The organism is Myroides sp. DF42-4-2, assembly GCF_030326445.1.
Classification (GTDB): domain Bacteria; phylum Bacteroidota; class Bacteroidia; order Flavobacteriales; family Flavobacteriaceae; genus Flavobacterium.
This window is the reverse complement of sequence record NZ_JACAKI010000014.1, coordinates 87,031-105,291: the sequence shown is the minus strand read 5'-3', so window position 1 is coordinate 105,291 and position 18,261 is coordinate 87,031. Positions and strand designations below refer to the sequence as shown.

The 18,261-nt window shown below is 31.4% G+C and carries 16 protein-coding genes; 4 read left to right on the top strand and 12 right to left on the bottom strand.

The window, feature by feature from the left end:
- Nucleotides 1-291: 291 nt before the first annotated feature.
- Entirely contained in the window at nt 292-585 is a 294-nt protein-coding gene (locus HX062_RS11410) for a YbaK/EbsC family protein (protein WP_286467511.1), read from the bottom strand.
- A 9-nt stretch (nt 586-594) separates the two neighbouring features.
- Nucleotides 595-759 (bottom strand): YbaK/EbsC family protein, encoded by a 165-nt coding sequence (locus tag HX062_RS11405; RefSeq protein WP_286467510.1) that lies wholly within the window; start codon nt 757-759, stop codon nt 595-597.
- 166 nt (nt 760-925) lie between these two features.
- Between HX062_RS11405 and mobC the strand changes: the two genes are divergently transcribed.
- The gene (gene mobC, locus HX062_RS11400; RefSeq protein ID WP_286467509.1) at nt 926-2,929 is read left to right on the top strand and encodes a conjugal transfer protein MobC; all 2,004 of its coding nucleotides are present in this window, start codon (nt 926-928) and stop codon (nt 2,927-2,929) included.
- A 7-nt stretch (nt 2,930-2,936) separates the two neighbouring features.
- Here mobC and HX062_RS11395 read toward each other — a convergent pair whose 3' ends face one another.
- Nucleotides 2,937-4,181 (bottom strand): serine hydrolase domain-containing protein, encoded by a 1,245-nt coding sequence (locus HX062_RS11395; RefSeq protein WP_286467508.1) that lies wholly within the window; start codon nt 4,179-4,181, stop codon nt 2,937-2,939.
- A 298-nt stretch (nt 4,182-4,479) separates the two neighbouring features.
- Here HX062_RS11395 and HX062_RS11390 point away from each other — a divergent pair, with 298 nt between their 5' ends.
- Nucleotides 4,480-4,950 (top strand): JAB domain-containing protein, encoded by a 471-nt coding sequence (locus tag HX062_RS11390; protein WP_286467507.1) that lies wholly within the window; start codon nt 4,480-4,482, stop codon nt 4,948-4,950.
- A 391-nt stretch (nt 4,951-5,341) separates the two neighbouring features.
- Here the strand turns inward: HX062_RS11390 and HX062_RS11385 are convergent, their stop codons facing one another.
- The 9 genes from HX062_RS11385 to HX062_RS11345 form a co-directional block, all read right to left on the bottom strand.
- The gene (locus HX062_RS11385) at nt 5,342-6,364 is read right to left on the bottom strand and encodes a cytochrome-c peroxidase (protein WP_286467506.1); all 1,023 of its coding nucleotides are present in this window, start codon (nt 6,362-6,364) and stop codon (nt 5,342-5,344) included.
- Nucleotides 6,365-6,450: 86 nt separating this feature from the next.
- Nucleotides 6,451-7,317, bottom strand: coding sequence for an MbnP family protein (locus HX062_RS11380; RefSeq protein WP_286467505.1), 867 nt, complete (start codon nt 7,315-7,317; stop codon nt 6,451-6,453).
- 28 nt (nt 7,318-7,345) lie between these two features.
- Nucleotides 7,346-9,334 (bottom strand): TonB-dependent receptor plug domain-containing protein, encoded by a 1,989-nt coding sequence (locus tag HX062_RS11375; protein ID WP_286467504.1) that lies wholly within the window; start codon nt 9,332-9,334, stop codon nt 7,346-7,348.
- Nucleotides 9,335-9,339: 5 nt separating this feature from the next.
- Nucleotides 9,340-10,257 carry a hypothetical protein gene (locus HX062_RS11370; protein ID WP_286467503.1) on the bottom strand — a complete coding sequence of 306 codons (918 nt, stop codon included), beginning with the start codon at nt 10,255-10,257 and terminating at the stop codon, nt 9,340-9,342.
- Between the two features lie 313 nt (nt 10,258-10,570).
- Nucleotides 10,571-10,900, bottom strand: a complete 330-nt coding sequence (locus HX062_RS11365; RefSeq protein WP_286467502.1) for a hypothetical protein — start codon at nt 10,898-10,900, stop codon at nt 10,571-10,573.
- 355 nt (nt 10,901-11,255) lie between these two features.
- Entirely contained in the window at nt 11,256-12,614 is a 1,359-nt protein-coding gene (locus tag HX062_RS11360; RefSeq protein WP_286467501.1) for a c-type cytochrome, read from the bottom strand.
- Nucleotides 12,598-14,067, bottom strand: a complete 1,470-nt coding sequence (locus HX062_RS11355) for a c-type cytochrome (protein ID WP_286467500.1) — start codon at nt 14,065-14,067, stop codon at nt 12,598-12,600. The genes HX062_RS11360 and HX062_RS11355 overlap by 17 nt, the downstream gene beginning before the upstream one ends.
- Before the next feature lie 172 nt (nt 14,068-14,239).
- Nucleotides 14,240-15,109, bottom strand: a complete 870-nt coding sequence (locus HX062_RS11350; RefSeq protein ID WP_286467499.1) for a helix-turn-helix domain-containing protein — start codon at nt 15,107-15,109, stop codon at nt 14,240-14,242.
- A gap of 479 nt (nt 15,110-15,588) precedes the next feature.
- Nucleotides 15,589-16,263 carry an SCO family protein gene (locus tag HX062_RS11345; RefSeq protein ID WP_286467498.1) on the bottom strand — a complete coding sequence of 225 codons (675 nt, stop codon included), beginning with the start codon at nt 16,261-16,263 and terminating at the stop codon, nt 15,589-15,591.
- 1,049 nt (nt 16,264-17,312) lie between these two features.
- Here HX062_RS11345 and HX062_RS11340 point away from each other — a divergent pair.
- Both HX062_RS11340 and HX062_RS11335 read left to right on the top strand, forming a co-directional pair.
- On the top strand, nt 17,313-17,840 hold the full coding sequence (locus tag HX062_RS11340; RefSeq protein WP_286467497.1) for an antirestriction protein ArdA: 528 nt from the start codon (nt 17,313-17,315) through the stop codon (nt 17,838-17,840).
- A 186-nt stretch (nt 17,841-18,026) separates the two neighbouring features.
- Nucleotides 18,027-18,218, top strand: coding sequence for a hypothetical protein (locus HX062_RS11335; RefSeq protein ID WP_286467496.1), 192 nt, complete (start codon nt 18,027-18,029; stop codon nt 18,216-18,218).
- The last annotated feature ends 43 nt before the right edge of the window (nt 18,219-18,261 follow it).

The following is an 18,261-nucleotide window of genomic DNA, read 5'->3' as shown; positions in this document are numbered from 1 at the left end:
CAAGAAAGGGTTAGACTTTAATGTAAAACCTAACCCAAGCTTTATTTTTGAACTTACACACTTTAAGAGACAGTGCCCACATTTGATCTTCTAGTGTTAAAATAGGAGTGGATAAAACTTCCACTCCTTTAACTCTCTTTACTTTATTATTCACTTTAAGCAAAATGACAATTTCTTTTATATTTTCTATGCTTTTCCTTTTTTAGTTAAAAAACAGTAATAATATATCCAAATGAAGAAACATTAAAAAAAATTGCTAACCATCTATGAAAAGCAAACAATCGTATTAATCTACTTTGTCACAGATACCCAATTAACAAAATCACATAAGTCAAGTAGTTCTTCTTGTTTTAATTGGACTACAGTATTAGCACTACCTCCAGCAGGATAGAGTACTTGATGTTTTTTTAAAGATTCATCAAAGTAGACTTTGGTTGATTCTTTTACCTCAAAAGGACAGACTCCCCCTACTTGGTGACCTACTAACTCTTCTACATCTTCATATTTAAGCATCTTAGCTTTAATACCAAAAGTGTCTTTAAAAGTTTTATTATCTATTTTACTATTTCCTGAAGCGACGACCAAAATAGCGGCTCACTCTTCTGGAGCATAAAGCGTTATACTCTTTGCTATTTGGTCACTATCACAACCAATCGCAATTGCAGCTTCACCTACAGTAGCTGTACTCTGTTTAAATTCAATAAAACGATCTTCAAAGCCCTTGCTTTTTAGATAGTCTTTCACTTTTAAATGGTTCATAATAATTAATATTGGTTTTTAAAAGTAGGAATTATAATACAATTGACAAGTTTTAATAATGTAGACTTGTTATCAATAGAAGTCAAACAAAACCACTACATTCCATTACAAGGTATTTTCTTTAATACAATTTTACTTTAAATCATTAATCTTAATTACATTTATTATGCAATCAGAAGACGATTTAAAAGCACTTGCTAAAATTTTAGCGTTTATGCGAGCAGTAAGCATTTTACTTATGCTTATGCACTTATACTGGTATTGTTATTCATTCTTTCTACATCTTGGAATAACTCACAATGTTGTAGATCAAATACTAGTGAATTTCAACCAAACAGCGGGACTGTTTTCTCATCTACTTTATACGAAACTCTTTTGTCTAGTTTTACTCTCTTTAAGCCTATGGGGAGGCAAAGGTGTAAAACATGAAAAGATAACGATATCTAAAATCACTGGAGTTTTTACAATTGGTTTTAGTCTGTTCTTTTTCAATTTCTTCTTACTTGATTTTGGATACGTTTGGAGTGCTATTCTATATATAGCAAGCACCTTCTTAGGCTATATCTTACTTTTGGTATCAGGAGCTTGGATTAGTAGGCTCTTAAACGATAACCTTATGCAAGACGTGTTCAACTTCGAAAATGAGAGCTTCATGCAAGAGACTCGATTAATTGAAAATGAATACTCTGTAAACTTACCTTCAAGGTTTTATTACAAAGGCAAATGGAACAGTGGTTGGATAAACATAGTTAATCCATTTAGGGCAACGATTGTATTGGGTACTCCCGGTTCTGGTAAATCCTATGCTGTGGTGAATAACTTTATCAAACAACAAATTGAAAAGGGATTCTCTATGTATATCTACGATTTTAAGTTTGATGACTTATCGACCATCGCTTATAATCATTTACTGTTACATAAAAATAAATACGCTATTGCGCCTAAGTTCTACGTGATAAATTTTGATGATCCAAGTCGAAGTCATCGTTGTAATCCGATTAACCCATCGTTTATGACAGATATATCTGATGCTTATGAATCAGCTTATACCATTATGCTTAACCTTAACCGCTCATGGATACAAAAACAAGGAGATTTCTTTGTAGAATCTCCAATCATACTATTAGCAGCTATTATATGGTTTTTGAAGATTTACCAAAACGGTAAGTATTGTACGTTTCCTCATGCTATCGAGCTACTTAATAAAAAATATGCAGATGTGTTCACTATCCTTACTTCCTTTTCTGATTTAGAGAATTACCTCTCTCCTTTCATGGACGCATGGGAAGGTGGAGCACAAGACCAATTACAAGGGCAAATAGCTTCTGCTAAAATACCACTATCTCGTATGATATCACCTTCACTATACTGGGTAATGACAGGAGATGATTTTACTTTGGATATTAATAATCCGGCAGCGCCTAAAATACTCTGTGTAGGAAATAATCCAGATCGTCAAAACATTTACTCTGCTGCTCTTGGACTTTATAACTCACGTATTGTAAAACTGATCAATAAAAAAGGTCAACTTAAAAGCTCTGTTATCATTGACGAGCTACCAACTATTTACTTTAGGGGACTCGACAATCTTATTGCTACTGCTCGTAGTAATAAAGTAGCGGTGTGTTTAGGGTTTCAAGATTTCTCACAGCTTAATAGAGATTATGGAGATAAAGAGAGCAAAGTAATTCAAAATACAGTTGGAAATATCTTCTCAGGTCAAGTAGTTGGAGATACAGCTAAAGCCTTATCAGAACGCTTTGGTAAGATACTTCAAAAGCGTCAAAGTATTTCTATTAATAGAAATGATCGTTCTACCTCCTTCTCTACCCAGCTTGATACACTTATTCCTGCTTCAAAAATATCAACCCTCACTCAAGGAATGTTTGTAGGAGCTGTATCTGATAATTTTGATGAGCGTATTGAGCAAAAGATATTTCACTCAGAGATAGTGGTTGATAACGAAAAAGTATCTAAAGAAATGAAAGCCTATCAAAAGATCCCTCAGATAACTTCCTTCATAGATGCTAAGGGTAATAATACATTAGACCAGACGATTCAAGCCAATTACAGACAAGTTAAACTTGATGTTGAGTCAATTATTGAATCAGAGCTAAAACGCATTGAAAACGATCCTGAATTGGCTCATTTGATTAATAAGAAGAAGTAAACTAAAGTTAGTTCTCTAACTTACCTTGATACTTTTTTAAAACATCCCATATTCTATAGAAATCTTGGCTTCCCTTTTGTCCTGAAAAAGAAGTGTTCAAAATCATAATACGTCCTGTATTATGTTTAGGATCAAAGAACATGAGGGAAGCTACTCCTGGGTCTCCTCCTGTATGGCCAATATAGCCTGAAAAACCTAAACCAATAAACACTCCTACATTGTAACTTTCATTGTAGGGGTTATTTTCATCTCTTTCTAAAAAATTAGCCTCTTTTAACTGTGGATAAAAGAACTCTTTATAACTCTCCTTATTTAGTATTGTGCCTTTTTGATTGTATCCCTTTATTAATTCGGTTAGAAATAAACTCAAATCATAAGCGGATGTAATAAAACCCCCATCCGGATATGTAATCATATGGTAAAAAGGAAGTACTCTTTTCTTATCTGCATACAGTTTAGAATAATTCTCAAACTTCACATTTTGAAAACTCCATCCAGAATCCTTCATTTTTAAAGGCTCTAAAATATGCTTCTCAGTAAAAACATCAAACCGCTCTCCTGTTGCTTTTTCTAAAACAAAAGCAGCTAACGTTGTACCTATGTTTGAATACTCATACATCGCTCCCGGTTTATACTTAGAATAAGTATCTTTTGTGTTCCATTTACCTCCTTGTACAAGTACATTTTGCAAAAACTCTTCTATTGAAATAATAGAATCAGAAGGATTAAAGATTTGCATATCATCAAAACATAAACTTGAATCTATAGTAGATGTTCCTTCTTTTAAAATGTAGTTTTTACTTAAATAAAATTCATTATCAACAATACCTGAGGTATGAGTTGCTAAATGTCGAATTGTTATTACCTCCTTCAGAAAGGAAGGATTAACTACTTTAAAAGGTAAATAGTTATTAATTGGATCATCTAATTTTAGCTTTCCTAATTCCTGAGCTTTTAACAAAGCAACTCCAACAAATACCTTAGAAACTGATGCTATATTTTGAATCGTCTGATCTGTATAAGGAATCTCATTTTCAATATCAGCATATCCAAATCCTTGCTGATACAAAGTTCCCTTATCATTGACAATAGAAACAGTAAATCCATTAAAATCACTTTGCCTGTAGATTTTACTAATATCTGATGTAATTGAGTCCATATAAGACACTTCCTGTTCTTTCTCTTGTGCACTCTCTTTCTTACAAGAAATAGAAAACACTACTAATAAAACTAAAACAACTATTTTTTTCATCAAACTAAAAATCTATTTAAGTGATTTAAGACAAAATAGCTATACTCTTTGCTTTACAGCATAGAGATATACTTTCCACTACTCCCCCTACTTATTCACTAACAATAATAAACAAATCATTCCTAATACCTTATATTTTTTACCAATTATCTCACTAAGCTAGATAATGCTACGCAGTTCGCTTTCAAAAAATTCCCCCATAAATGCTTGACTTTGTCTACACTTTATTGCGTTGCTTTTTGAGCTTGCTTAAACATTACCTGTAGCTGCTCCATAATTAATTTAAAAATATAATATTATGGAAAGTGCAGTTTTAAACAACAATTGGTTAGTGGCATCAGAGATAGAACTAATCTACAAGTCTAAAGTTAAAGCATCTGAAAGACCAAGAATAGACTCTTCTTACTCCGCTTTTGAAGTAGCTTTAAAAGCTTGGGATGAGAATAAGATTGAACTTTTAGAACAGTTCAAAGTACTTATGCTTTCAAACAATAATAGAGTACTTGGTGTACTTGAAATATCATCAGGTGGTATTACTGGAACAATCGTTGATATTAGACTACTATTTGCAGCTTTGTTAAAAACAAAAGCAACTGCTTGTATCTTAGTACACAATCATCCATCTGGGAAATTACAACCTAGTGAGGCAGATAAGCAGATTACTATCAAAATTAAACAGGCAAGTCAAATACTTGATATTGCTCTTTTAGATCATTTAATAATAACTTCTGAGAGTTATTACTCTTTCGCAGATGAAGGCGTCTTATGACGCTTTTTATATAAATTTGATTTTTACTTTAGATAATTTTACATAAAAATAATACCATCCATGAAATATAATTGATTCAAAAACTCCTAACTGTAAAACCGATCTTGATTTTTACAATAAACATCTCAAAATATAAAGTTGTTTTATTTATTACATTTTGAGACATCATATTTTATGTAATATAATATCGCTTATAGAAAAAACTAGTAGAAAACTTTCTATATATTTTTAATAGCTTACATTTCTAGAGTTCTGTTTTAAAACAAATCAATTCTCAATTTCTAAATAATAAAAACTAATATTTAATTAGACAAGTATAATATTTAACAAATACAGAAAATGAGTAGAACTTACCTCACTATATTCTATGGTCAAGAATAAAACAAAGGCATTACCTACTTATAAAATTTTCATCACTCAATGTTAACATAAATGCAACTAGAGCTTCTTTCTCTGCTTCAGAAAGTGGAATTCGGTTCCCATTATCTTTAAAAAAAGAATCCAAATTTTCAGCCTCTAACACTCCGTTATTCATATAGTCTAAGAGTTCCTTCAAAGAAGCAAACTGGCCAAAACTCCCATAAGGAGCTGTGTATTCAATATTTCTGAGTGAAGGTACTCTAAAACTCATATAATCGGCTAGATTTCCTGTTACTCTTGCTCTTCCAGCCTCATTAGTATCAATATTTACAGGAAATCCTATATTTCTAAAACTTTGATCCGTAAATAGGACTCCATTATGACAGTTAATACATTTTTGTGTAAACACCTCGTATCCATAAGACTCTAAAATAGTAAATTTCTCCTTATCCTGCTTTACGCGATCATATTTACTATCAGCAGAGATTAAAGTATATTCATATTGAGCTATACTTTTATAAATTCTTTCTGGCGTAATAGTTTCATCTCCAAAGACTTTTTTAAACAATACTTTGTATCCTATATCACTACTAATTTTTTCAATTACTTCCAAAATAGAAGAATTCATTTCTTCATGAGTAATAATAGGGACAATAGGTTGATTTTCTAATTGAAGTTTACTTCCATCCCAATTGTAAGACTTCATAAAAAGTAAGTTCTGAATCGGTGGAGTATTACGAAGTCCTATCCTTCCTTCAATTCCTACTGCTTTTGGGTTATGATCTGCAAATGCAGAAGCTTGTATATGACAACTAGCACATGAAATACTATTATCTTTGCTGAGCCTCTTATCGGTAAATAGTTTTTCTCCTAGTTCAGCTCCATATTTTGTAGGTTTATTTTTTAATGCTGCGGAATTCCAGGCTGGAAAACCACTAGGTACAGGCAAATCTATTTCAGGATTATCTAAATCCATATATACATTCTCATCCTCGCTACATGCCGCCAAAAATAGCACAAGAACTAAAATACTTAACTTTTTAATTTTTATCATTTTTAATACGTATTAAAAACAAGGAAATTAGATATAAAAAGAGCCATTAACTTAATAACGACTCTTTTTACTTATTAATTAACTAACTATTTTACACTAAGAATTGAAAACATTCCGCTTACATCACTTGTGCCATTTCCTCCTAAATTATCTACAAACTTAACCATTTGCAAAGCAGTATGAATATTTGGTGTTGCATTGTCATTCATACCTGTACCTGTACTTAGTTTTATTGTATTTGATTTTCCGCTTAACAATTGATCAAAATCAGCTTTTATAACTATTCTAGGCGAAGAACTTCCTACCACTGCATTATTTGGTAAATCCAAGGTAATATCTCTATAAGCATCAACACCTTGAGTTTCTTTACCGTCCTCTCCGTTTTCTACTGTACTTCCTGAATGAATAGACATTTGTTTTTTATCTGCCTCATAAAATCCTTCAATTTTTGTAAAACGATAACCTGTTCCCCATTCCCACATCATTTCTGTGTCATTCGCTCCAGCATTTGCATAGAAAACTGGGAATTTCACTTGATTTAACGTATTCAAATCACTTCTTACTCCTAACCCAAACTTAATTTGCTTGTACTCTCCAGCAGGGATATTATTCAAAACGTAGCTAAGTGTCGATTCTTTAGCTTGATCAATTACCGTAGCTCCATGATCTAAATCGTTTACATTATAAGGAATTTCCCTTCCATCGCTTTTAATTAAGCGAATATTACTGATTACATACTTTAATTCAGAGAACTGATGTACCTGTCCCTCTGCAGATGTATTTACTGAGGCAGAAGCAGATGTTGCATCACCAAGAACAATCGTCTTAGCCTTAAACGTATTATTGAATTCTAAGATAACATTATTAGCCACAGGGCTACTATCATCACTTGAACAAGAAACAAGGGCTAATGAAGCCACAGATACTAAAAGATACTTTTTAAAGTTTTTCATTTGTTTTTATTTATTAATTAAGTTTATTTTAGAAATTGATTTTAAAAGAGGTGAAAATATTACGCCCCATTCTTGGTATATTGCCCCAATCAGCATAAGTACTATAGTACTCGTTTAGTAAATTTTCAGCTCCTACTTGAACTATCGCTTTAAAATTATTGACATAAAAGGTATAGTCAATAGATGCATTCCAAATCGTATAAGAAGGAGTTAAGCTTTCCCCATATTCAGGGCTAAAATCTCTTTGTTTCAAATCTCCATGAACAGAAGTTTGCATTCCAAAGTCTCTATATGAATAATGCAAAGCAGTATTAAAGCTAAAAGGTCTTATAAAGGGTAAATTTCCCTTTGTATTATCTTGCCCTTTTGCATAGGTAACATTACCTTTCCAGTGCAAATTATCTAGGATGTGATAATCTGCTGTAAGTGCGAAATTAAATAAGGTTGCATAGTCCAAAGAAGTATATCCTTTTACTCCAACAGATTGATAATTCATGGGGCTTCCCAAGCTTAAGATTCTCCCAATGATGTAGTTTTTGATATAAAAATAATTCAGCTTAGCTTTCAGAGAAAATCTTTGATCCTTATATCCCACACTTGCATTTATTTCATTGGAGATTTCGTTTTTTAAATCTGGATTTCCTATATAATCATATCGATCATAGCTATTGTAAATATAATAGCCATAAGCTTCAGACACAGAAGGTGCTCTATGACCATATCCTGCTCCAATCGAAAAGTTAAATCGATTGACATCTATTTCATAATTTGCATGTAAACTAGGTAAAAATCTAGTTTTCTCTTGAGGTGCTCCTGGGTGAAAGATCCAGTTAAAATCTACATATTTAGAATAGTTATAATTTACCCCTATTGATCCTCCAAAGTTTACTCGATTCGTTTCGGAAAATTCAACTGTATTATTTAAGGACAACCCTGCATAAGTAGTAGTAACCCAAGGCCAACTATAAGCAAACATAGTACGTTCAGTTCTATCTTGAGGATACATGCGCATCTCAGCAATAGATAAATTATTATAGGCGTTTAATTGGAGTTCAGAAGAATAATTCCCTTGTTTAAAATTAGCCTTAGACAATAAGCCATAGGTTGTACTCCATCCTGGCATATCCATGTGGACTAAATTCTCTGGGCGTGTCGTATCATCCATATAGTGTTCAATGGCGTTGTAATACACTTTCGTATCCCATACTTTGATAAATTGATCTTCAAATAACTGCTTGTACGACAAGGAAGTAATAATCGCACGAGATAGCCATAAATCCATTGGTAAAGCAGGGAATCCCACATCCTTCGCTACATCAAAAATAGCATCCACTCTCACTGATGACAATTCGGATGTTTTATATGCTACTCCTAGGGAAGTATTGATTTTTTTGTATTGTGAGTGTTTCACCTCATCATTATTCCCATCTTTATAGTTACTCGCTTCTCTATAGGCTATACTAACATCACCTGCTAGTTTTTTTCCAGAAAAAGATACATTAGCTAGGTTAAAAAATTGCTTATTATTAAACTCATAGCCTGTTTGATAGCCCCCTGCCCATGGATTACTTCTTCCAAAAGCAGTCGTCTTTCTCTTCAAATCAATACTACCAGCAATCGTAGATCCATTCATTCCACCTTCTTGTCCAGATTTAATATCTATGGTTGAAAGATTGTTGCTCTCTACATAAGAAGTAATTGGATCCATTTTATCAGTACATGCACCAAAAATATGCATTCCATCAATAGTTAAAGTAGATCGCTCTGTACTCATGTTATTAAGCATCGGTTCCCAAGCATACGCTCCGCGTTTAATAAAACTAATTTGCTCGGAAGAAGCCAAAAACTCATCTACAGAAACAGCCATTTTCATTTCTGTCTCAATCTTTTTCTTTTTTTCAACCAGCATTGATATCTCTTCTAAAACTGTCGATACACTGTCTTGTTTTATTTTAGTTTCTTGCGCAAGAACTGCCGTTGAATATCCTAAAATTAATAAAGTCGTTAAAATTCTCATAACCATTAAAATAAGGTATCAATGAATAATTCACTTTTTTCCCCCTCCACTCCAGGAGTAAAATCTGTTGGCACTTTAGTTCCTTTTAAGATAAGCCCTGCTTTATTTAACAAAATAAAGTTCAATGTCCAATTTCCTGTCATGGTATAATTTACAATGCCATAATAAAATCCATCTTCTTTTTGCACTAAATCCTTATTATGAGGTGAAGAGTGATTTCCCATTGAGGGCTCCGGCATGCGCGGATCTAACAATAGCGTATAATCCTCAACTAATACATACTTATCTTTAAAAGTAGGATCGTTTTCGCCTAATGCAGTATTAGAAGAATCCAACTTATATATAGCAGCAACCAGTTCATTTTCTGCTACCTTTGGTTTCAATGGAGCAACTAAAGCAATCAGATAACTTTCCGTATCACTTCCTATAAAGGATGTCATATTTAAATTTTTATTTACCTGTTTTTCAACAGCAATAGGCTGACTTACCGTTAGGGTTCCATTATCATCTTCCATAGTGATGGTTATTTTCCAATCTCCTTGGGTATTCTCCTGAGTAAAGACAGAAAACCCCTTATATACCTCTTCGGCTTTGTCATACATCAACGCATATTGATTTGGGCAGGTCTCTTTATTTCCTTCTGAAGTAGTTAAGACGGGTAAAAAAGTAACTTTTCCCTCCTGAATGGGCGCCTGAGTGGTTGCCTTCGTAATTCTTAGTCTAATTTCATTATATCCCTTATAAAGCTTTCCATTTAAAGCTTCTACACGAATATGATAGCTTCCTTTATCTATAGAAACTACCTCTTTAAACTCGTAATCATCAGGAACAACCGTATTGTTTTCTGATTCAAAATCTGTCTTGTCTATAGTACAAGCCGTAGTAAGCATAAACATTGCTACTATCCAAATAAAAATTCTCATTGTAGTAAAAAAGATTGTATAAGTTATCACACCTAAAAATTTGGGTAGTAAAAAAACAAAAGTGTTTCTTTTATCTCCAACCAAATAGGCCGTATTTGATAGTTCAAGCGTGCGATCACCTTGAATTATCCTACAAAAAATATCAAAATACATTGATTTAAGGGCATTGAATAAAATTATACAATACCTAGATTAAACAAATTTCCTTTGTTGTTTCAGGATAGATTATCACGATATACCACATAGGAATTAATCCCAACCTTACGCATTGAGTTCACAAACACAGTATCACTAAACCATCCCTCAAAGAGAACTAGACTGGAGGTCTAAAAAGAAAATTTGAAAAGGAAAAATAATATTGGTTTACCAAAGCAAAAAAAGCTTTGAAGCTATAAGTTTGAAACGAATAAATAGCAGTTTTATTTAGTACTTCTTGAAAGTACACAATTTGTATTTCAGCAGATGCGAAATTGCTTTTACTTTTTTCTTTTCCAGAATCTGAAGCATTCGCCATTTCTTTTTTTAAATGACACTTCCCATTACATTTCATTTCTGGCTTATCTTTATTTACGCAAAGCTCATTTTTGATATAATCATATAACACTACATATTCAACAACTGGTAGTACCGGTTTGAATAACATAAATAAGGATAATATGACAATTGCGAATTTCACGATGCAAAAATCCTACTAATTTTCTTCATTACAAAATTTAGTATTGTATATGTAAATTAATTGCCTGATTAAATAAACAAAAGGAGTGCTTAATGACTATCACACTCCTTTTTACTTACCAATATTAAGAGAACTATGGGTGCAATAGGACTTTATAACTAATAGAGCCCTCTAATAAATTGGTAATTTTGATCTAAATCATTATTCTGTTTATTTAGCTCTTTGTTCTTACTTACTCTTAAGGCTAAAAGATTTATATCTATCAAATTTTTAATACAAATTAAAAATAAACTTATTGCTAAAAAGATTAATACAACTTCCATTACTCGTTATTTATCGTTAAAATATATTCAGTTAATTTATTCATATCATCATCTGATATTTGTGGAAATCCAGGCATTTGAGGAGCATTTTCGCGCTTTTTACCTGGAGATTTAATCCACTGTACAAGCGCTGTTTTATTGTTTATATAAATTTCTCCCATCTCAGTTACAGGTGGACCTATAAGCATCTCTTTTTCTTTATGACATGCTGCACAATATTGATTAAATACTTTTTTTCCTAAATCTGCAACAGACAACTCTTTACTGTTTTCCACTAACTCTTCTTGTTTTTTATTTTCTAGAATCTCTCTTTTTCTATTCTCAAATTCTTCCGTTCTTAATTTCACTAACTTCTGATGTGGCTCTAACGCATTAGCTCTATAAATATGTCTCCCTGACCCCATAAAAATTACAGTAATAGACATAAGCATTACCACTTTATAGAAATTTTTACCAATCTCTTGTTTAGGCGCTTGTAAGCCTTTCCACATCATCCACATGGCTGGAAGTGCTAAAGCAACACCAGAAAAAATAACCAAAATAAGTGTCAAACTAATTCCTTTTGAAGGAAGTGTAAATAATACAATAGGACCGATTAACATTTGACCTATCGAAGCTATAAGTGCTAATGAATATCCCATTTTTTGAATCTGATATCTTTCAAAACCTGGTAATACTTGTTTGAAAGGATAGCTTTTTCTTGACATATACCAAAACAAAAATAAACCTGTGACAGCAATTGAAGCAAAAATAAAGTGAAAGTATCTTGGAAATACATTTGGAAGAGTCATAGCACTTAAAAAACCTTTGATAACTCCCCATTTTTCAGGAAATAACATCAAATTAATATTTGTAAGAAATATAAAAGGAATAAAGAGTAAAATTGCTGTAGCTACTGCTAGAATAGAAATGTGTACTGCCTTGTTCTCTTCAAACAATTTCCAAGTATACTTATGCAAATACGTCAATAAAAAGGCAATGGCAACTAATGGGATTACCGCAATCCAAACAAGTCCTGTTAAAGCATTTGCAGAATAAAAATATACCGTATAAAGAACATTGATACTCAATAAAGGAGCTACCCCTAAAACAACAGCGATACTTTTATTAACTGTAATAGTTGCTGCTATTTCTTTTGCCAGGCAATCAAACTTTTTGTCTTTAAGTCCTTTTATTTGTGCCCATAGGGATAATAACGTTCCTCCTAACATCAAATTCACGAAAATTAAATGCGCTAAAAAGGATACTACTAAAATTAGTATTAATAACCATTCTGGAAGTGGTAAAGGTAGAGGAAGATCTTTTGGAACTGGTACACTCGTACTTAAAGTAAGCCAAAAACTATTCATTGTGATCATCTATTGGTTGGTTTAGTTGGTTTTTGATTAAAGTTTCTACACTATAGTTTGGGTTAATATCAACCCCTTTTGTTTGTGCACCTTCTATTGTAGCTCTTGTATCTTGCAGATATCTAATAAATACAGCTAAAGCCTCTGCCTCTGCTTCATTACCAGGGAAGGGGGGCATGTAATTTCTCCCAGTGTGCATGTTCGGCATATAAGCTTTCATTGTATTTACATTTAAAGTGTCTTTCGTTCCCATCATCCTTTCAAATACATCTACTACACTATTAACTCCTTGACCTGTATGACATCTACTACATGCAAGCATAAACACTTCCTCCCCAGCTTGTACTTTATTCTCTTGGGTTATTTCAGAAACTGATGTATAGGTAGCATGCTTAAGAACTCCTTCTTTTTGATAAACAGGATAATCTTCTTCCAATAGCAAATTCGAATACATATACTGTCCAATCACATAAGGTTTACGAACGAATTCTCTTACTCTCTCAAAAAATCCCAAAAAAGCAAAAACAAATAACACTGGTACTACAACCATATAAGCCCGTACTATTCTTGCTCTTATTAACCCAACAGTAGCGATAACCACAGCTAAACTAATACCACCTATAATAATATACTTCAACAAATCATAGTATTGGGCAAAATCAATAGTTCCTACAGCAGTACTCATATTAGCAGTCATACCCTCAGGAATAGCTTTATAATAAACATAGGCTCCAAGTAAGGTAAATGGTGACCAAAAAACAATCCATTTTGAAGCAGCTCTTACTGCATATTGACGGATTTCATGTTCTTTTTTTGCAAATAAGGTTATTAGAAATAAACCAAAAACACCAGCCATTAACATGGCCATAGGCGTCCTAAAAAACAATTGAGGTAAATATAGTGGATTGGTAAATCCATTGATCAGATTTGGATTACTTGTCCAATTGCCTGGATCCATCATAAAACCTAATATAGCAACAATAATTACCATTGTGATCCAAGAAGCTAAACTCAAAAACCAACCAAATCTAATGTGTCTAATTTTTGCTTTCAAAGAAGAATTACTATTTTTCCATGTTAAAAAATAAATCATAATCAATACAACTTCTGTAACAAATACAAGCCATTCTGTAAACCAAGCCCAATAGAAAACTCGAATTAAAGAACCTATAGATGTAGGACTAATTAACGATGCTGAAAACCATATACCTACGCCCGTTAATGCTCCTATGGTTGTTGTTATAATGAAAGCAACTTTCATCATTTTATATACCATTTGATCCCATTTTAGATCCGTTATTTGATTATTAGCACTCTTTCTTATACCTTTTTGTTCTAGCCAAGTAACAAAAGGAATGAAGCCAACTGCTAATCCGTGATTAATGATAACATGTAAGGTCGCAATACCTGCAATCAACATCCGATTATTAAGCCAATCGAGATGAAACATTGGAAAATCCATAAGTAATGTTGTTTATTTTGTTTCAGCAAATCTCTTATATTATCTACGATTTTATGGTAAACAAAAAAAGCAGATTGTTTAATAAAACAATACTGCTTTTTGCGAATTAAAACACAAATATTAACAAAATAAGTAATTAAAATTAAAAAAATCACTCATATTATTTAAATAATTACTCTTTAAATATACTTTTTCTATACTGCTCGGGAGTCTTATTCGTTGTCTTTTTAAAACTCGTAATAAAATAAGATGGATGATCAAATCCCAATTCAAGTGCAATTTCATTAACTGAGCTGTTAGTGTATTTTAATAATCGTTGAGCTTCTAATATAATCTGTCGTTGTATAAGGCTTCCAGAGGTTTGACCCAATAAATTTTTACATATTTTATTCAAATAGTTGGTACTAATATTTAGCATTTCTGCATAATCAGAGGGAAGTTTATGAGTCTTAAAATTAAGTTCAATCAATTTTTGAAATCTTTGAATTTTATCTTTAACTGGATTATAAAGACTCTCCGTTTTTACAGGGACGTATAATCGATCAAAATTAACTAATAAAATATTCAAGTAAGAACGTAAAACTTTTTTACATGCCTTCTTTTTAATTATATACTCATCCAACATAAGTACCACTATTGACTCAATTTTTTTAAAATAAGTTGTAGGTAATCGTATGGAAATCCAAAAACCCTCATTTAGACAAGCAAATTGATTCAATACATTATTGTTATATCTCAACGAAAAAAAATCTTCATTAAAACATATAATTTTCCCCTTGGCTTCTGTATTAATAAATATTTTATTTATACAATTTGGTTTTATAATAATAACTTGTGAATTATCAATACATAACTTTTCATTATCTATGGTAATTTCACCATTTGCTTTTTCTAGTACTAAGATCATATAAAAAGTATTTATATGTGCAAATTCAAGTAAAGGATACTTTTTAAGGAGCCCTTCTATGGAGTCAATCCAAAAATCACTAGAACTATCAAACATACCAATATTGCAAACAGGTAATCGGCTAGTTTGTTTCATTTTTTTCTTTCAAGTTTTAATTAATTCTTCATTTCTATACATAGAATATAAAATCACTAGATCTAAGTCTAGATCTAGCAAATTTTTATTCCATCGTCCAAAAACTAAACGTGCTCTGGAGGTTGAAAAACAGAAAAAACTAATGATGAAATTAGAAATTCACAAAAATATTCCGGGTAACTAAGTAGATAATCAAGCGTAAAGCTGATATCATCTTCAACAAATAAACTCTGACAAAACAAAGGTTGGAAATCGATTATTTTTATATTTGGCAGTTCTTGTTTCTTATCTAAATCAGCAGACAATTCGCTCTGAAGATAGCATTTCCCATTACAAACGGGAATCATATCAAATCTGTTGATACAAATATTTTTTGCAATATAATCTTGATTTATATAAAATGAAGTTAGTATCCAAAAACTAGAAGTATTTTGGTAAATAAAGGATAACAGTACTAAAACTAAAATACTTTTCTTCAATTAATCTAACTTTTCTTGGAGTAAAATTTCAATTTCAATTATTAATCGATCTACATCTTTTGCATTTGTTCCATCGTAGACCCCTCTTATATGTCTTTGCTTGTCTACTAACAAAAAGCCCCCACTATGTGCATAACCACCGGGAACCTCCTTGTTTTCATAAGCTTGTGAAAAATATCCTTTTTCGGCTAATTGATGAATATAGTCCTTTTCACCATGTAAAAAGAACCACTTCGTTGCTTCTACACCTAGCTGATCACTATACACTTTTAAAGCAGGAATGGAATCATTTTCAGGATCTATTGTGTGTGAAGCAAAAAGAACATTCGAGTTGTCCTTATAAATATCATATACTCTTTTAAGTTCTACATTCATTATGGGACAAATAGTAGGACACTTCAAAAATATAAAATCAGCTATATATATTTTATCTTTAAAACTAGTATTATTAATTACAATACTATCCTGATTTATCAATTGAAAATTAGGAACCTTAAAATAATGTCGAATTATTTCTCCATTTTCTGAAATGACTTCTTTATGGTTGCCTAGATAAGGTAATTTTATACTCTTTTTTTGACAAGAAAAGAGTATAAAACAACTAAAAAAAAGTAAAATTGTTTTTTTTAAATCAATATAATGTGATAATAAAAAATTTCTTCCTAGTCCACTCATTGCATATCTAAAAAATTATCCAACAAAGTTAAAGTAAATACACTTATTTTATATTTAGAAAAAGAAGCCAAATACTTTGATATTTAGCTTCTTTTTTAATTTAAAATCCTAATTATAATAACGACTTAAAAAGATCAAAAGTTGAGTTAAATACAATATTTCTTTTTCATTAATAAACTCACACGTACAAGTAGAATCAATCAGTACAGGAACTTCAACTAAAGGTCCAATAAAACATACAAAATCTTGAGGGAATGGATTTATTTAAAAAAGAAGCTAACAAAGAGCATCAATACAATCTATATAACAAGTAGTATGGAAACTTTGATAATTTACATAGGCAATCGCACTATTTGATCTAATTTAAAGCTAAACATAAGCACAATGATGAAAAGTAAAAACATAAAGAGTAAAAGAAAAAATAAAAGGCACGATACTTAGAACACATTATTTAGCGCAATAAGAAGCGCTGTTTGTTCCCTATTTCCCTAAGCTAAATCATTCTATACGATCACCATAACAATACATCTTACAAAAAAGTAAGAATTATAGTCAATTGTCCCTTTAATAAATCTACTACTCTTCAACTCCTTTGAATCTTTTGAAATCATAGTTTAAGCCAATCCAAGTTCTTCAACCAAATCATTGCAAATACAAGTATCTTAATTGATAATATACCGAATAATTATAAGTCTTTATGGGTGCCCTAAGAACCTTAACTATAAATAACAACCTATTCTTCTTATCAATGAATAATTTTGATTTTGTTACTCCCTTTTTTTCGACTTAATCATACATCGTGATACGAAAATAAATAGTTGAACTGACAAAATATATGCTCCATTTTTAATTATAACCTTGGCAGTGGTATTTCATTAGGCAAAGTTTTTTCACTTTTTAGCTATTACAAGTTCAAGTCCTTTGGATTACTGCAATAAATCTTCCTCAAACTTTGAGCGTATTTATTTTGTAAAAACTGCATTTAGCTAAAAACCAAAACTCAAGTGCCATGAAATTAACCAGACCCTAAGGTCATAATGCTATTTATCATGGAAAATTTAATGCACTCAAAAGTTTATGTTGGTACTTATGCTAAGTATAACAATGGTTCAATTAAAGGAGATTGGATCGAACTTAGTAACTTTAGCTCTATTGAAGAGTTTTATGAATTTTGTAAAGAACTACATTGTGATGAAACAGACCCTGAATTTATGTTTCAAGATTGGGAAAACATCCAATCTGAGTTAATATCAGAAAGTAGTCTTTCAGAAAATATTTTTACAATCATTGAAAAAGTATCAGATTTAGATTATAAAACCTTAGAAGCTTTTTCAGCTTGGATCAGCATTGGTAATTACAATATTGAATCTGATGATATAGACTCGTTATTTGAATCATTTGAAGATGATTATCAAGGATATTATAACAGTGAAGAAGATTTCGCTTATCAAATCATTGATGAATGTTACGATTTATCTGATTTTGTAAAATCATACTTTGATTATGACAGCTTTGCTAGAGATCTATTTATGAGTGATTATACTTATGAAAATGGTCATGTATTTAGAAATAGTTAATTGATTATTTCAATTAGTTTTTAAAACAAGAAGTTATCTGAATCAGATAACTTCTTGTTTTACTTTATTAGTTTTAAACGGATGGGTTTAAAATTTATTTACTTTTGTTTTCTCATTGTTTAATAAGCTTAAATAAGTACAAACAAATCAGTACTTCTTATCTTACCAAATAGTAATACAAAAAATATGAAAAGAATAAAACACTTAGGTATTTTAGCCTTAATGGCTTTACTTTTAGCTTCTTGTTCTGTACACGTAAAATCACATGGAAACAATGATGTTCCTCCTGGACAAATGAAAAAAGTAACAGGATCAAAGTCTGCTAAACCTTATGCTCCTGGACAGCAGAAAAAACATGCTAAAAAGCATAAAAACTAAGATATAAAGCAAAAGGAGTTACCTAATTTTTAGATAACTCCTT

Coding starts and splice junctions, on each gene's coding strand:
- HX062_RS11405 (WP_286467510.1), bottom strand. CDS start 759: ATGAACCATTTAAAAGTGAAAGACTATCTAAAAAGCAAGGGCTTTGAA.
- mobC (WP_286467509.1), top strand. CDS start 926: ATGCAATCAGAAGACGATTTAAAAGCACTTGCTAAAATTTTAGCGTTT.
- HX062_RS11395 (WP_286467508.1), bottom strand. CDS start 4,181: ATGAAAAAAATAGTTGTTTTAGTTTTATTAGTAGTGTTTTCTATTTCT.
- HX062_RS11390 (WP_286467507.1), top strand. CDS start 4,480: ATGGAAAGTGCAGTTTTAAACAACAATTGGTTAGTGGCATCAGAGATA.
- HX062_RS11385 (WP_286467506.1), bottom strand. CDS start 6,364: ATGATAAAAATTAAAAAGTTAAGTATTTTAGTTCTTGTGCTATTTTTG.
- HX062_RS11380 (WP_286467505.1), bottom strand. CDS start 7,317: ATGAAAAACTTTAAAAAGTATCTTTTAGTATCTGTGGCTTCATTAGCC.
- HX062_RS11375 (WP_286467504.1), bottom strand. CDS start 9,334: ATGAGAATTTTAACGACTTTATTAATTTTAGGATATTCAACGGCAGTT.
- HX062_RS11370 (WP_286467503.1), bottom strand. CDS start 10,257: ATGAGAATTTTTATTTGGATAGTAGCAATGTTTATGCTTACTACGGCT.
- HX062_RS11365 (WP_286467502.1), bottom strand. CDS start 10,900: ATGTTATTCAAACCGGTACTACCAGTTGTTGAATATGTAGTGTTATAT.
- HX062_RS11360 (WP_286467501.1), bottom strand. CDS start 12,614: ATGATCACAATGAATAGTTTTTGGCTTACTTTAAGTACGAGTGTACCA.
- HX062_RS11355 (WP_286467500.1), bottom strand. CDS start 14,067: ATGGATTTTCCAATGTTTCATCTCGATTGGCTTAATAATCGGATGTTG.
- HX062_RS11350 (WP_286467499.1), bottom strand. CDS start 15,109: ATGAAACAAACTAGCCGATTACCTGTTTGCAATATTGGTATGTTTGAT.
- HX062_RS11345 (WP_286467498.1), bottom strand. CDS start 16,263: ATGAGTGGACTAGGAAGAAATTTTTTATTATCACATTATATTGATTTA.
- HX062_RS11340 (WP_286467497.1), top strand. CDS start 17,313: ATGGAAAATTTAATGCACTCAAAAGTTTATGTTGGTACTTATGCTAAG.
- HX062_RS11335 (WP_286467496.1), top strand. CDS start 18,027: ATGAAAAGAATAAAACACTTAGGTATTTTAGCCTTAATGGCTTTACTT.